This window comes from Frankia torreyi (genome assembly GCF_000948395.1).
Taxonomy (GTDB): Bacteria; Actinomycetota; Actinomycetes; order Frankiales; family Frankiaceae; genus Frankia; species Frankia torreyi.
This window is the reverse complement of the sequence record NZ_JYFN01000002.1, coordinates 64,478-79,001: the sequence shown is the minus strand read 5'-3', so window position 1 is coordinate 79,001 and position 14,524 is coordinate 64,478. Positions and strand designations below refer to the sequence as shown.

The 14,524-nt window shown below is 74.6% G+C and carries 13 protein-coding genes; 6 read left to right on the top strand and 7 right to left on the bottom strand.

Going from position 1 to position 14,524, the window contains the following annotated elements; all coding sequences use genetic code 11:
- Positions 1 to 79 precede the first annotated feature (79 nt).
- From FF36_RS35300 to FF36_RS01520, 3 genes are all read right to left on the bottom strand, one after another.
- Entirely contained in the window at positions 80 to 223 is a 144-nt protein-coding gene (locus tag FF36_RS35300) for a hypothetical protein (RefSeq protein WP_157871691.1), read from the bottom strand.
- Positions 224 to 335: 112 nt separating this feature from the next.
- On the bottom strand, positions 336 to 2,093 hold the full coding sequence (locus FF36_RS01525; RefSeq protein ID WP_052680891.1) for a bifunctional aminoglycoside phosphotransferase/ATP-binding protein: 1,758 nt from the start codon (positions 2,091 to 2,093) through the stop codon (positions 336 to 338).
- 285 nt (positions 2,094 to 2,378) lie between these two features.
- Complete coding sequence (locus FF36_RS01520) at positions 2,379 to 2,885, bottom strand: hypothetical protein (RefSeq protein WP_044883118.1); 507 nt, start codon at positions 2,883 to 2,885, stop codon at positions 2,379 to 2,381.
- Between the two features lie 672 nt (positions 2,886 to 3,557).
- Between FF36_RS01520 and FF36_RS01515 the strand changes: the two genes are divergently transcribed.
- The gene (locus FF36_RS01515) at positions 3,558 to 4,181 is read left to right on the top strand and encodes a TM2 domain-containing protein (RefSeq protein ID WP_044883117.1); all 624 of its coding nucleotides are present in this window, start codon (positions 3,558 to 3,560) and stop codon (positions 4,179 to 4,181) included.
- The gene (locus tag FF36_RS01510) at positions 4,174 to 4,746 is read left to right on the top strand and encodes a DUF2752 domain-containing protein (protein ID WP_236705906.1); all 573 of its coding nucleotides are present in this window, start codon (positions 4,174 to 4,176) and stop codon (positions 4,744 to 4,746) included. The genes FF36_RS01515 and FF36_RS01510 overlap by 8 nt, the downstream gene beginning before the upstream one ends.
- Positions 4,747 to 5,079: 333 nt before the next feature.
- Here the strand turns inward: FF36_RS01510 and FF36_RS01505 are convergent, their stop codons facing one another.
- Both FF36_RS01505 and FF36_RS35820 read right to left on the bottom strand, forming a co-directional pair.
- Complete coding sequence (locus FF36_RS01505) at positions 5,080 to 5,685, bottom strand: acyl-CoA thioesterase (protein ID WP_242417945.1); 606 nt, start codon at positions 5,683 to 5,685, stop codon at positions 5,080 to 5,082.
- Between the two features lie 58 nt (positions 5,686 to 5,743).
- The gene (locus tag FF36_RS35820; RefSeq protein WP_044883114.1) at positions 5,744 to 7,357 is read right to left on the bottom strand and encodes an amidohydrolase family protein; all 1,614 of its coding nucleotides are present in this window, start codon (positions 7,355 to 7,357) and stop codon (positions 5,744 to 5,746) included.
- A gap of 142 nt (positions 7,358 to 7,499) precedes the next feature.
- Between FF36_RS35820 and FF36_RS01495 the strand changes: the two genes are divergently transcribed.
- The 4 genes from FF36_RS01495 (at position 7,500) to FF36_RS01480 (ending at position 11,424) form a co-directional block, all read left to right on the top strand.
- On the top strand, positions 7,500 to 8,699 hold the full coding sequence (locus FF36_RS01495) for a lipase family protein (protein ID WP_128423239.1): 1,200 nt from the start codon (positions 7,500 to 7,502) through the stop codon (positions 8,697 to 8,699).
- Positions 8,700 to 8,813: 114 nt separating this feature from the next.
- Complete coding sequence (locus FF36_RS01490) at positions 8,814 to 9,473, top strand: pyridoxamine 5'-phosphate oxidase family protein (RefSeq protein WP_052680890.1); 660 nt, start codon at positions 8,814 to 8,816, stop codon at positions 9,471 to 9,473.
- Entirely contained in the window at positions 9,470 to 10,402 is a 933-nt protein-coding gene (locus FF36_RS01485; protein WP_044883112.1) for an LLM class F420-dependent oxidoreductase, read from the top strand. The genes FF36_RS01490 and FF36_RS01485 overlap by 4 nt, the downstream gene beginning before the upstream one ends.
- A gap of 95 nt (positions 10,403 to 10,497) precedes the next feature.
- Complete coding sequence (locus FF36_RS01480; RefSeq protein WP_044883111.1) at positions 10,498 to 11,424, top strand: SDR family oxidoreductase; 927 nt, start codon at positions 10,498 to 10,500, stop codon at positions 11,422 to 11,424.
- Between the two features lie 120 nt (positions 11,425 to 11,544).
- Here FF36_RS01480 and FF36_RS01475 read toward each other — a convergent pair whose 3' ends face one another.
- Both FF36_RS01475 and FF36_RS01470 read right to left on the bottom strand, forming a co-directional pair.
- Positions 11,545 to 12,330: a TetR/AcrR family transcriptional regulator gene (locus tag FF36_RS01475; RefSeq protein WP_236705905.1), complete on the bottom strand. Its 786-nt coding sequence runs from the start codon at positions 12,328 to 12,330 to the stop codon at positions 11,545 to 11,547.
- A 246-nt stretch (positions 12,331 to 12,576) separates the two neighbouring features.
- Positions 12,577 to 14,130, bottom strand: a complete 1,554-nt coding sequence (locus tag FF36_RS01470) for an MFS transporter (RefSeq protein ID WP_052680889.1) — start codon at positions 14,128 to 14,130, stop codon at positions 12,577 to 12,579.
- Positions 14,131 to 14,524: the final 394 nt, after the last annotated feature.

The window sequence follows — 14,524 nt, the reverse complement described above, 5'->3', positions numbered from 1 at the left end:
TCCACCGACCCGTCCGGTCCTGACCCCGGCCGGCGCGCCGGCGACGGCGTCGGATCGCGGCGCGGTGCCGCTGGGTGCGTCACGGTCGTCGGCGCAGGTCGTGCGCGGGACTGTCCCTGGCGCCGATGCTGAGACAGACGTTCTCGCGAGCGGCCAGCCCGGCGAGGTCCACCGTGACAACGACCTCGCGCCCGTCGTGCAGCAGGATGCTCAGCGCCTTCATGTCGGTCACCCCGAGGCCGTACGTCGCGGCGGCGGCCGAGCCGGCGGGCGTGTCCGCCCGGCGCTGTCCTTCACCGGTGAGGTCACATTGCAACGGTTCCCGGCGCGGCCGGTCAGTCGAGATGGCTCTGGACGGCCTGCAACGCCTCGGCGACGGTGACGGCGGTGCGGATCACCGCGGCCGACGGCCACGGGTCGGCGCGCGCGGCCATCGCCCGGTGGATGGCCACCGTGGCCTCGGACGGGTCGGGGCCGGCGGCCATGCGCCGGGCGATGCGCGCCGCGGCGACCTCGGGTGCGGTCACGCAGTGCAGCTCCACCAGGTCCGCGTAGACGTCGGCGGCGAGGGTGGCGGCGGCGGCGCGGTGGCGCGCGCTGGACCAGGAGGCGTCGAGCACGACGCTCTCCCCCCGGCACAGCGCCGCCCGGGCCCGGCGCAGCATCTCGGCGTAGGTCGCGTCGGTGATCTCCGGGGCGTAGCGGCCGACGCCGAACTGGGCGTCGAACCCCGCCGCGTCGAACCCCACCGCCTCGCCGTCGGCCGACGGCGAGGCGCCATCAGTGTGCTGCTGGGGCGGGGCCTCGGCGGGCGGCTTGCCCACCAGCTCCTGGCGGATGATGTCGGAGCGCAGCAGGACCCAGCCGTCGCCGACCTCGGCGAGCCGGCTGGCCAGCGTCGTCTTGCCGGTGCCGGGCAGCCCGCCGACGACGACCAGCCGGACGCGGCCGGCGCGCAGGTGGCGGTGGGCGACGGCGAGCAGCCTGCGGGCGTTCTCCGCGGCGTCGGGGTCCCCCTGGCCGCCGCGGATGCAGGCCACCTTCGCCCGCACGAACGCCCGGTAGGCGACGTAGAAGTGCTGCAGTGACCGGGGATGTACCTCGCCGCTGAACTCGCGGTAGGCCTCCAGGAACTCGGCGGCCTCCTCCGGGGCGCCGAGACGCTCCAGGTCCATGGCGAGGAAGGCGACGTCGCCGAGGACGTCACCGAAGCGCAGCCGCGGATCGAACTCGATGCAGTCGAGGATGCGGGGGCCGTCGTCGAGGCAGAAGATGTCGTCGGCGAGCAGGTCGCCGTGCCCGTCGCGGATCCAGCCGGCCCGGGTGCGTTCGGCGAGCAGCTCGGCGCGTCCGGCGAGGTAGCGCAGCGCCAGGCGGCCGATGTCGTCGACGACCGCCGCGTCGAGCTGGGTGCCGCGGTAGGCGGCGATGCCGGCCATCCCCTCCCGCCACAGGTCCTCCAGGGTGGCCTGCTCCCCCGCGGTGGCGATCAGCGGGGAGGTCTCGCACCGCTGGTGGAACACCGCCAGCGCCCGGGCGACCGAGCGCAGCGCCGGGCCGAGCAGGTGGCCGCGGCGCACCAGGGTCGACAGCCGGCGGCTGGTCGGCATCCGCCGCATGACGACGAGATGGTCGATCACCTCGCCGGAGTCGTCGCACAGGTCGGCGACGCCGAGGTAGACGTCGGGGGCGAGGCGGCGGTTGAGCGCCACCTCCGCCAGGCACACCGCCTCCCGGGTCCGCCGTTCGGTGAAGTCGAGGAACCCCAGGTCGACGGGTTTCTTGCGCTTGTAGACCCGGTCGGCGGTCAGGTAGAGCACGGCGCTGTGCGTCTCGCGGGTCTCGGCCGCGGCGAGCTCGGCGAACGACGGGGCCGGTAGTCGAGGCGGCACGGACGCGCCGGCGAGGGACGCCGGCCCGGTCGACGCCGTCTCGCCGCCCGGCCTGGTTCCGCCCGGCCCGGTTCCGGCCGGGGAGGTGCCCGGCGACGAGGTGCCGGCCGACGAGGTGCCGGGCGGCGACGGGCTACCGGCGTTGCGGCTGTCGCCGGCCCCTTCGCCGGGCAGGGCATCCCGCACATACTGGACGGTCATGGCCTCTCCCGGGGTTGCGTGAAAGTCTCACGATCCTGACGGTCGACGCCCCGTTCCACCGTCGAACAGTCGAACACAGGCGTTCGATGGTTCTCCTTCGTCATGCTCGCCGTCCGTCGGCGATCTCACGACCGCCAGAGGTTGCCTACCCGGGGGACGTTCGGACCACCCTCGGTGGACATCCGTCCCGGATCAGGGCCGTGCCCTGCACGCGAGAACTCGCCCTGCACGCGCGACCTCACCGGCCGGGCAGGGCGACCCTCGGCCGGGAGCGGGGAAGCACCCTCAGCGGTCCTCGAACTGGCGCAGGAACGCCTCCCGCTCGGCGGTCGCCCGGTTGACCGCGGCCTCGGCCCGGGCGAAGGCGTCGTCGTCGAGTAACAGCTCCCCGCAGTACCGGTCGACGAGTCCGGCGAGGGTCAGCAGAATCGCGCGCAGCTCGGCCGGGGTCGCCGCGATCCACGGCCAGGCGTTCTCCCGCATTCCGTAAACCGTGTGCAGAATGTCCTGGACGCTGAGCGCGCGTGGCCGGGGGGCCGGCACGCCGCCGACGGCCGGCGCGGAATCGGCCGACCATATCCCGACCCTGGCTCCGAGCGCCCAGGACGTCCACGGATCGCAGGCGACGTCGAACATTCGCCGGCCACCCCGGAACTGGACATGCCAGCAGGTCCGTTTGGCGAGGAAAAGCCCGTACTTCTCGGCCAGCGGCTCCAGAATCTCCATCGCCGCCAGGTCGAACTCGGCTCCGGCTCGCCCGCCGGCGGCGCCGTCGCCGTGCCCGTGTCGCATCGCCAGCCACCTCAGCCTTCCGGTCCGAGCTCCCGCCGGCCGGCTGCGCGGGCGCGACGGGGCACGCCTGCGTCGCCGGGTCGCGCCTGCGACGCCGACGGCTTCGGGAACCCGCGCTGAACTGTAGAAGACAACCGGGGATCGTGTAACGGAAATCGAGCCGCTTGTCCCTGGGATCGGGGATTGTTGGCCCGTCCGGCCGGTGCCGTGCAGGTCAGCCACCCCCGAATATCCGAAACGGGACGACAAACAGGTCACGAGTCGGCGGGGTTGACCCCCGAACGAGAAAGAGAACCGCAGGTCAGCCTGCCGCACCAGAACCACGGAAACCGATGGTGACCAGTCGGGGACGCATCGCCGACGACAGGACAACCCGATGGTTCCACCACGGATGGGCCATCCAGGGACCACGAAAGACCTACAGCTCACCTCCATCGGGAGGGGGTCCGCGCCGGGCGCCGCGCCCGGCGGCCGGCGGCGGGCTGCAGGTCGCGCACCGGACAGCGGCGGGAGGCAAACGGTGGTCGCGCGCCGGGGCGATCTCGGTAGCATCGCCGCAATCACCGCGCCGGCGCGTCCCCGGGCGAGCCGCCGACCAGGGCCGGCCGGCCTCGGACGGACCGGGCGCGGCGCCCGGCCGGGGAGCCGGACCCGCACACCCTGGGAGCACAGATGACCTCGCCATGGCAACCGCAGGACCAGCCGCCCGGCTACCAGGGGCAGCCCGAGCACCCCGACCAGAAGCCCGCGGCCCAGGGCCAGCCCGGATACCCCGAGCAGCCGCCCCCCGGCTACCAGCAGGGCTACCCGAGCCAGCAGGGCTACCCGAGCCAGGACAGCTACCCGGGCCCGCCCCCCGGCTTCCCCGGCCAGCCCGGCTATGAGGGTCAACCTGGCTACGAGGGCCAGCCTGGCTACCAGGGCCAGCCCGGCTACCCGAACCAGCCCGGCTACCAGGGCCAGCCTGGCTACCCCGGGCCGATGGGCTACGGACCGCCGCCCGGGTACGGTCCGCCGCCCGGGTACGGCGGTGCGGCGCCCTACGACCCTTCCGCCCCGTTCGGCCGGCACCCGTTGACCGGGGAGGCCTACTCGGACAAGCAGAAGCTGACCGCCGGACTGCTGCAGATCCTGCTCGGCACGGTCGGCGCCGGCCGCTGGTACCTCGGCAACACCGGCATCGCGCTGGCGCAGCTGTTCACCTGCGGCGGGCTGGGCGTCTGGGCGTTGATCGACGGCGTGATGATGCTGACGGGCAACGTCCGCGACCGGCACGGCCGGCCGTTGCGTGACTGAGCCGCCCCCGTCCACGGATCCCGCCGACGCCCCATCCGGGTCGCCGGCGGATCCGGCGGGACCGCTCCCGCCCCCGAACCCGCCCGCCCCGCCTTCCCTTTCCCCGACGCGGCCGCCCACAGCACAACCGCCCGCAGCGGCGGCGACCGGGCCGGCGGCCACCCGATCGGGCCGGCGCCGCGCCGCGGTCTGGGGCGTCGCCGCGGCGGCCGTGGCCGGCCTGACCTACCTGGCGGGCCACGATCCGCACGACCCGTCGACGGCGATGCCCGGCTGCCCCATACACCGGGTCACCGGCCTGGACTGCCCGGCCTGCGGAACCCTGCGCGCCACCTACGACGTGCTGCATGGACGGTGGGCGGCGGCCGGCCACGACAACGTGTTCGTGCTGGCCTGCGCCCCGCTGCTCGCCGGCCTGCTCGCCCGCCAGGCCCGGGCGGTGCGCGACGACCGGTACGCCCCCCTGCCCGCGCCGCTGGCCTACGGGCTCGGCGGCGCGGCGCTGGTCTGGATGATCGTGCGTAACCTGCCCGGCTGGCCGCTCACCCCCGGCTCGCCCGGCTGACTGTCGGTCCGCCTGGCCGGGGCCCGTGTCGGCTCCCGACCCGAATGATCATTTTGGCGCGCCGCGCTGTCAACACCGTTGATTATCTTGATATCGACAGGGAGGTTCCGGTGCGCCGCCGGCGGGCGGAAGTCCTGGCAGCGGGCGCGGACCCCCGGCCCGCGAGGCGGTGTGCACGGGAGCGACGCCACCCGTCTCTTCCGCAGGGATAAATCGGACGCCGAACCCTGTGGAAGAACCATGGAGGCGCTCTCCCACGCAGCCGCCGCCGACGCAGCCGCCGCCGACGCACGAGCCGTCGCCCACGCCTCCCACACACGCGAAGGGCAGGGCCTAGCGGCGGTCGGGCTCGGAGCCGACCAGACCGGAGCCGGTCTGCGCCGGCTGGTCCGGGATCCCGACGGTCTCGGCGTCGGGCTCGGTCGGCGGGCCACCCGCGCGCACCGGGAACGCCAGGGCCTCCATCTGCGCGCGGCGATCGGGCGGGATGACCGTCGGCGCGCCCTCGACGAGGTGGACCAGGATGCTGTCGCACAGGCCGAGGCAGACGCCGTCGCGGAACAGCCCCGCGCTGTGCACGAACGAGGTGGTGCCGATCCGGCCGACCCCACAGCCGACGACGTACGTCGCGGGATAGCGCGCCTCGGCCAGGTAGTGGATGGAGACGTTGGCGACGACGAAGGTGAAGTTCTCGAACGGCACCGGCCTGCCGTCGGTGAAGATCCGCCAGTCCAGCGTGATGCGGGCGTCCTCGTAGAAGGACGCCAGCGCGACGTTGTTCAGGTGACCGTTGCCGTCGAGGTCACTGAACCGCGCCTGGACGGGGTGACTGAGCGGGTAGCTGGCGAGGCTGAGCCGCTCGGGATCGCGTCTGGGGTCCATCCCGCCACTGTGCACATCCGCGGCGTCGACGGGGCCGCCGTGCAAGCAATCTCTCACCGGCGGACTCCCGCGGGCGGTCGCGCACCGGCTGACCTGCACTCGGTGGTCCTGGACCTCACCCGTACACCGGGACGCCGTCGACGATCGTCTGGCGGACCTGGGCCGCGGACGGGTCGCGCAGGGCCGCGCGCAGGGCCGCGCGCAGGGGGCGGTGCAGCAGGCAGAGGTCGGCGCGCGCGCCGGGGCGTACCCGGCGCGGGCGGGCCGGGTCCGCCGGGTCGCCGAGGAACAGCGCGAGGGCCGCGGGGGCGTCGAGGCGTTCGTCGGCGCCCAGGACGATCCCGGCGGCGGTGCGCCGGGTCACCGCGGCGGCGACGGCCCGCCACGGGTCGGGATGGCCGAACGGGGCGTCGGTGCCGGCGGCGAGCCCGATGCCGGCCCGTACGAGGGAGGCGGCCGGGTACAGCGCCGCCGGATCCTCGTCGGTGACGTCGACGAGGTAGCGGTCGCCCCGCTCGGCGACGAAGTTGGGCTGGGTGACCACGACGAGCCCGGCGCGGCGCACCTGCCCGTACAGCTCGCCGGGGATGACGGCACCATGTTCGAGGCGATCGCCCCGGCGCGGGCCGGCGAGGTCGAGCGCGGCGAGGGTGAGCACCGTCTGGACGCGGGTCACGCAGTGCACGGCCACCGGGTGGCCGGCGCGGTGCGCGGCGGCGAACCGGGCGGCGAGGGTGTCGAGGTCGGGCAGGGTGTCGTCGTCGAGGATCACCTTCACCGGGCCGCCGACGACGCGAACGCCACCACCACCACCGACACCGCCTGCCACGCCTGCCACGCCTGCCACGCCGACGGTCCCCTCCCCGGCCCGCCGTCCGGCCGGGGCGTCCGCATCGGCAGTGGGCTGCGGTTCGGGGCGCATGAGGGTCAGCCGCTGCGGCAGCTCGCCGGTCGCGGCGGCCGCGGCGAGGGTCCGGCGATGCTCGGCGGTGCGGCCGGGGGTCGCGTCGGTGAACCCGGTGATCCCCGCCGCAGCGGCGGCGCGGCCCACGGCGGCGAGGTCCACGGCCACCGGGGGCAGCGCGGCGTGGCGGCGCAGCCAACCGTCCATCCGCCACAGTCGCCCGGTGGGCGCCCCGGTGGGGTCGCGTTCGACGCCCGGCAGGTCGCAGCCGTCGATGCCGGCCAGGCGTAGCGCCGGCGAGTTGAACACCCACAGGGCCCCGCCGCGGTGCTGCACCCGCACCGGCCGGTCGGGCAGCAGCGCGTCGAGGGTGCGCCGGTCGAGGTCACCGGCCACCGACGGGTGGTAGCCGACCGCGCGCACCCACCGCGCCGGACCGGTACCCGGCGCCGCGCGCAGCGCCGCGCGCAGCCCTGCGGCGTCGACGACCTCGGGCGGCCCCACCCGCACCGACGACGCCGACGCCGCCAGCGACAGCAGGTGGACATGATGATCGTGCAGACCCGGCAGCAGCGCGCCGCCGTCGGCGTCGAGGATGTCCTCCCCCGCCCGCGGGCGCAGCGGCTCGGCGCTGACCTCGACGATCCGTCCGCCGAGAATCCGCACGTCCGCGACCCACGTCGGCGGGAGCGCGCCAGCCAGGACGCGCCGGCCAGGCCCCGCTGCGCCGCCGCCGGCCGACCCGGTCAGCTCGGTCGACCCGGTCAGCTCGGCCCGGCGCACGAGCAGCGCCCGGCGCTCCGGTTCCTGCGCAGCGCGCCCCATCCCCGCCACCCTACGGCCACCGGCCACCGGCGCGGCGGGTCGCGGGACGGGACGGAGGTGGGCACGTTGAGTTACCCTCCGACATCGATCCGTATAAGGCCGCGATCGACGAAGAAGGGGTGCAGGTGAGCAGGCGGTGCAGGTGAGCAACGCGCAGGTCCTCGACCTCGTCGACCTGCGCCCGTACCGGCCGCGGCTCGACGAGCACTTCCCGGTCTACCGCGATCTCGTCGACCACCTCGCCGCCTTCGACGACACCCACCTGCATCCGGACGACCCGACCAGTCACGTCCTCGCGGCGTGCGCCGGCTACGCCTACGCCGAGACCGCCTCGACGCTGCTCGACCCGGACCTGCCGCGGGGGATCAACGCGGTGTCGGCGGCGATGACCCGGCTGGGCCTGCCCGGCTGCCGGTGCCGGATCATCGCCGAGCAGGTCGACGCGATGCTGATCCGCTCGACGGCGTTCGTCGTGCAGAGCGCCGACGCCCGGGTCGTCATCGTCGCCTACCGCGGAACCGAGCCGTCGGACCTCATCAACTGGGGCACCGACCTGGACGTCCACTCCCGCGAACGCACCCGCGTCCGGTTGGCGGGCACGGCCGTCGACGACCTGCACGCCGGGTTCCACCGCAACGTGCGCGCCACCGCGTTCGAGGTGCTGCGCACCCTGAGGCGGGCGATGGCCGGCCGGTCGATCTACGACACCGACGGCGACGGCGACGGCGACGGCGACGCCAGTCTCCGCGCCGGCGCCGCCGGCACGACCCGCGCCGGCGGCGCCGGGAGACGGCGGGGGGCGTCGGCGCGGCCGCCGGCGCTGTACCTGACCGGGCACAGCCTCGGCGGGGCCATGGCGGTCATCCTCGGGCTGCGGATCATGGCCGATCCGGTGTACGCCGAGCTGCGCCGGGCGCTGCGCGCGGTCTACACCTTCGGCCAGCCGATGATCGGCGGCGACGGCACCGCGGCGGCCTACGCGGCGGTGGTCGACCCGGCGCCGATCGCGCGCTTCGTCTACCGCCAGGATCCGGTCCCCCACCTGCCGCCGGCCACCGTCGGGCGCTACCGGCACATCGGCCGGGAGTGGCGCTACGGCGGCGGGTGGACCGACACCACCGGCCGCCCGGTGGGGCAGATGCTCAGCACGCTCGGGTTCGCCGGGGCGCTGGCAGCGTTCCCGCTCGGCCAGGTCCGGCCGCTGGGCCGGCTGTTCCCGTACACGATCAGCGACCACTTCCCGCACTACTACATCGACGCGTTGGCGGCGGCCGGCGTCTGCGAGTTCGGCGACGACGAGCTCAGCGCCGGCCCCGACGGCCGGCGCCGCCCGCCCCGCTGACCGCCTGCCGTCCCGGGCCGGCGCACCGGCCCGGGACGGGACGGGACAGGGAGGGACAGGGAGGGGCGGGAAAGCACGGGCGCCGGGCGGGTACGCGGCCGATACTGCCTATCCATGGGAAAGACCTACGAACGCCTCGACGGCCGGCTACGCCGGTTCATCGAGGACCAGGTCGTCTTCTTCGTCGCGACGGCGCCCCTGTCCGCGCAGGGCAGCGTCAACCTCTCCCCCAAGGGCCGCGCCGGGACGCTCATCATCCTCGACGAGCGGACCCTGGCCTACCTGGACTTCGGTGGCAGCCACGCGGAGACCCTCGCGCACCTGCGCGAGAACGGCCGGATCACGCTGATGTGGTGCGCGTTCAGCGGACCCCCGACCATCGTGCGGGTGCACGGGCGCGGCGAGCCGGTGTTCCGTGACGACCCGCGCTTCGCCGCGCTGCTCGCCCGGTTCGACCCGCGGGCGGCCGACCCCAGCGGGCTGCGGTCGATCATCGTCGTGACGGCCGAGCGGATCAGCGACAGCTGCGGCTACGCCGTGCCGTTCCTGGAGTACCGGGAGGAACGAAGCCTGCACCGGGAGTACTTCGGTCGGCGGACCGACGAGGAGTTCGCCGCCTACTGCGAACGCAAGGAGTACAACGGCACGAGCATCGACGGTCTGCCGGCGTTGCCCCTCCCCCTGCCGCCCCTGCCCGATCCCTGGGTTGGCCCGGCCGAGACCCGGAGTGCCGAGACCTTGCGTGCCGAGACCTTGAGTGTGGAGAACCGATGAGATTCGCCGTCCAGCATGCCGTGGCCGATCCCGCCTGGTCGCCGCGGATCCTCACCCCGGACGCGGTGACCGGCTTCGCGCGGGCCGCGGAGGAGTCGGGTTTCGCCGCGCTCGGGTTCAGCGACCATCCCGCGCCGTCGGCGCGCTGGGTCGACTCCGGCGGGGAGGGCAGCGCCGACCCGCTGGTGTCGTTGGCCTTCTGCGCGGCGGTGACCAGCCGCATCCGCCTGTTCACCTGGGCGCTGGTGGCGCCCTACCGCAGCCCGCTGCTGACCGCCCACCAGGTGGCGACGCTCGACGCGCTGTCCGCCGGGCGCCTGACGCTGACCCTCGGCGCGGGCTACCTGCGCTCGGAGTTCGGCGCGCTCGGCGTCGACTTCGACGGGCGGCTCGCCGCGTTCGACGAGACGGTGGACGTGCTGCGCGCTAGCTGGGAGCAGCCGCGGCTGACCCACAGCGGCCGGCTGCTGCAGACCCGCGGTACCAACATCCAGCCACGGGTCGTCCAGCAGCCGCACCCGCCGCTGTGGCTGCACGGCAACAGCGCGTGGGGGCGGGAGCGGGCCGTCCGCTACGGGCAGGGGGTCGTCACCCTGCTCACGAACGACACCCTGGCCCGCACGATCCGCACGGCGGCCGTGCCCGGCGTCGACGGGTTCACCCGGGTCGTCGACGACGTCCGGGCCCGGCTGGACGCGGCGGGCCGCCCGCATGACGCCGTCGACGTGGTGGCCACCGGCATGTGGCCGCAGCTCGACGTCCGGCAGGGCTGGGACGCGGCGGCCATGCTCGACGACGTCGCGACCTACGCCAAGCTCGGCGCGGACTGGATCGTGATCGCGGTCTGCGGCGACGACCCGGCTGCGGCCGAGGACACCGTGCGCCGCTTCGGCGAGGAGATCGTCGCCCACGCCGCCGACCCGGTGTAGCCGGATCCGTTGCACCGCAGGCGCCTGGAGGCGCCGAGCCGGAGGCACCGAGGGTGAAGGACATCCGCCGAGGGCGAAGGACAGGGGGTGGCCCCGTGCGGGGTCTGTGCGCGGGTCGGGTGGTCATCGTCACGGGGGCCGGCAACGGGATCGGGCGGGCGCACGCGCTGGCGTTCGCCGCCGAGGGCGCCCGGGTGGTCGTCAACGACGTCGGCGGTGACCGGGCCGGCCGCGGCCGCGACGGCGGGCCCGCGGCCGCCGTGGTCGAGCAGATCCGGGCGGCCGGCGGGCAGGCGGTGGCGAACACCGACGACGTCGCCGACTTCGCCGGGGCCGGGCGCCTCGTCGCCCAGGCGATCGAGGCGTTCGGGGGGCTGGACGTCCTGGTGAACAACGCCGGGATTCTGCGCGACCGCACCCTGGTCAACATGACCGAGGCGGAGTGGGACGCGGTCGTGCGGGTGCATCTCAAGGGCACCTTCGCCCCGACCCACCACGCGGGCGTCTACTGGCGCGACGAGCACCGGGCCGGGCGCGGACGGTCGGCCCGGGTCGTCAACACCAGCTCGCCGTCGGGGTTGTTCGGCAACATCGGCCAGACGAACTACGGCGCCGCCAAGGCCGCCATCGCCGGGTTCACCGTGACCGCCGCGCTGGAGCTCGCCCGCTACGGGGTGACGGTGAACGCGATCGCCCCGCTCGCACTGACCCGGCTGACCGAGGGCCTCACCGGCGACCTAACCGAGGCGCAGGCGGCGGGGATGAGCGCCGAGCACATCGCGCCGCTGGTGGTCTGGCTGGGCAGCGAGGCGTCGGCTGGCGTGACCGGGCGGGTGTTCGCGGTCGTCGGCGGTCGGATCACCGTGCTGGAGGGATGGGCCAACGGACCGGCCGTCGACGTCGACGGCGTCTGGGAACCGGGCGCGCTCGGCGAGGTCATCCCCGACCTGGTCCGCGCCGCCGCCCCGAACGCCGACCTCACCGGAGACCGTCCCCCGCGCGACGCGCCGGCCCGCGGCTGAGCCGGCCCGGCGCCGGTGCTGAGGATCAGCCCATCTTTTGTGATCATGGATGGCGGCGAGCTGTCAACAGTGTTGATTATCTTGATTGCGCCGGAGGCGGTCAGGCCGAGGCGGAGATCGTCAGGGGCTGCCGTCGAGGAGGCGTTGCAGGCCGGGCGCGCACAGGTCGACGATCCGGTCGCGTTCGGCGGCGCTGATCGCCTCGGTATGCACGATCTTGCGCAGGACACCGAGGCCGAGCAGGTGGGCGAGGACGAGCTCGGCGCGCAGGGCCGCATCCGGGCCGGTCAGACGCGAGCGCAGCCGGGCGACGACCTGGTCGCGGAAGTTGTCGCGCAGCAGGGTCGCGTGCTCGCCGTGCTGGAGCGCGAACGCGACCCGGATGAGCGGATCGCGGCGCTGCTCGTGCGCGTCGAGCAGGGCGTGCAGCAGGTGGCGGCCGAGGTCGGGCAGCGGCGCGTCGAGCAACTGGTCGATCTCGTCGCCGAAGCGGGCGACCCGCGCGAAGAGCTGCTCCTTGCTGCCGAAGTACTTCAGCACCAGCGGAGCACTCACCCCGGCGTCCGCCGCGATCGCCTTGAGCGTGATGGCGGCGTAGGGCTGGCGGGCGAACGCCCGGCGGGCCGCGGCGATGATCGCCTCGCGGCTGACCTCGGCGTCCCCCCGCATCCGGCCCCGCCCGCCGCCCGCCGCCCCCGTCGGCGCGACCCCACCCGGGACGGCATCGGACCCAGCCAGGACGGCGACCGCGGACTGCGGGGCGACCCGGCCGGGATGGGAGTGGGACGTCTCGTGCTGGCCGGCATCCGAACGGCCAGTGTCAGGGCGGGCGGAGTCGGCCCCGGCAGGGCTGCTGGACTCCGGCCCTGCCGGCCGTCCGCGGGTGGTGGTCGAAGGGCTCGTCATGGTCCGCTCCTCCGCCCGTCCCGGGATGCGCCGGACGTCCCCAACCGGGACGCCCGAGCCTGCACGCTACCGCTCACCGGCGCCGCACCGTGCCCGCCCCGGCACCGTCGGGTCCTCCCCGGCTGCCGCATCCTCACCACGCAGCCCTGGCCACGCAGCCCTGGCCACGCAGCCCTGGCCGTGTCGGCTCGCGCCGTCGCCGGGACCCTGCTGCCCGGATCCCGCTGCCCGGATCCTGGTACGTGGTCAGCGTGTGGTGGTGACCGGGGTCGGCGCGGCCGAGACGGACTCCGCCAGCCGGCCACCGTCGTCGCCAGCCGCGTGCATGGTCCGGGCCGGATCACCGGGCTGCACCGGCACATCCGTGTCGACCCGGTCACGGGTAGGCACGAGGCAGCCCACCCCGAGAGCGAGCGCCCCCACCACGCCGGCCATCGCGAAGACGGTCTGGAAGGCGCCGAGGCTCGGCACCGCCCCGCCGGAGGTCGTCATCGTGAGGTGGCTGAGCAGCGCGGCGACGGCGGCGCTGCACATCGCCTGCCCGACCGTGCGCAGCAGGACGTTGAGGCCGTTGGCGGCGGCCGTCTGGGTGCGGGGAACCGCGTTCATAATCAGCATCGGCATGGCCGAGTAGGCCAGCGCCGTCCCGGCGGCGACCACCGCCGCACCCACCACGATCATCGGTAGATTCTCGCTGGTGAACATGCGTAGCAGGTAGCCGAACACGAGCGCGGACGCGCCGAGCAGCAGAGTGATCCGTGGGCCGCGGGAGGCGGTGATCCGCGCCGCGACCGGCGACAGAGCGAACATCGCCACGCCGCCGGGCAGCAGGCACAGGCCGCTGGCGAACACCGACAGGCCCAGGCCGTAGCCGGTCTCCTTCGGGACCTGGACGAGCTGGGCGGTGGACAGCGAGTTGGCGTAGAACGAGAAGCCGATCAGCAGCGCCGCGGCGTTCGGGGCGAGCACCGCGGGCCGCCGCGCCAGACGCAGGTCGACCAGCGGGTCGGCGACCCGCAACTGCCAGCGGGCCCAGCCGACGAAGATCACCACGGCGGCGAGGATCAGTCCGCCGAAGCGCGGGCTGGTGAAGCCCCAGTCGGCCGCCTTGGACAGCGCCAGCAGCAGGCACAGCAGGCCGAGGGCCAGCCCGACCGCGCCGGGGATGTCGAAGCGGGCGGGGGCGCGGACCTTCGACTCGCGCACGAGCAGCCCGGCGAGGATCAGATCGGCCAGGCCGAGCCCACCGGTGACCCAGAACATCACGTGCCAGTCGGCGAACTGGATGATCAGGGAGGCGAACGGGACGCCGAGCGCCGCGCCGATGCCGACGGTGGCGCTCATCAGCGCGACCGCCGACCCCACCCGCTCGGGGGGGAGCTCGTCGCGCAGGATGCTGATCGACAGCGGCACCACCGCAAGGCAGGCTCCCTGCAGTCCGCGGGCCGGGATCAGCAGCCAGATGTTCGACGTCAGCGCGCACAGGACCGACCCGGTGGTCAGCATCCCGAGCGCGACCAGCAGCATCCGCCGCTTGCCGAAGATGTCGCCCGCCCGGCCGAACAGCGGCGTGACCACGGCACCGACGAGCAGGGTGACGGTGAGTAGCCAGCTCACGTTCGACGCCGACGCGCCGGTGAGCCGGGGCAGGTCGGGCAGCAGCGGCACGATCGAGACCTGCGAGATCGCGGTGAGGATGCCGCCGACGCCCAGCACGGCGCTGAGCTCCCGGGAACGTCCCCCCGCGGGGGCCTCCCCCGCGGACACGGCGCGGACCGGATGCACGGCAGGCTCGCCCACGTGACTCCTTGACTGATCGAGACAGGACATGATCGGAACAGATTCGGCCACCTTGCGGTGAACCGACGTTCACCAGCATAGTGAACGCCGGTTCACCGACGCGGGGAGCGCCCCAGTGACGGCCGCCACCCATCGCGATACGCAAACACCCAGGTCGGGCCCCATCCCCCGCCACGACCGTGGGGCTCCCGGCCGGCCCGAAGGGCCCCGATGCCCCCGTGCGGCGGAGCTCCCCGGTGACCGCCCGGGGGCTACCCAGCCACCGCGAAATCCGGTCACACAGGGCGACGATCATGGGGTTCCGCGGAACCGCGCTCCCGCCACCCAACCCAGGCGATCATGATGTCCGGCGGAACCACGCCACGCCGCACCACCGCCGTCAGCCCGTCAGCCC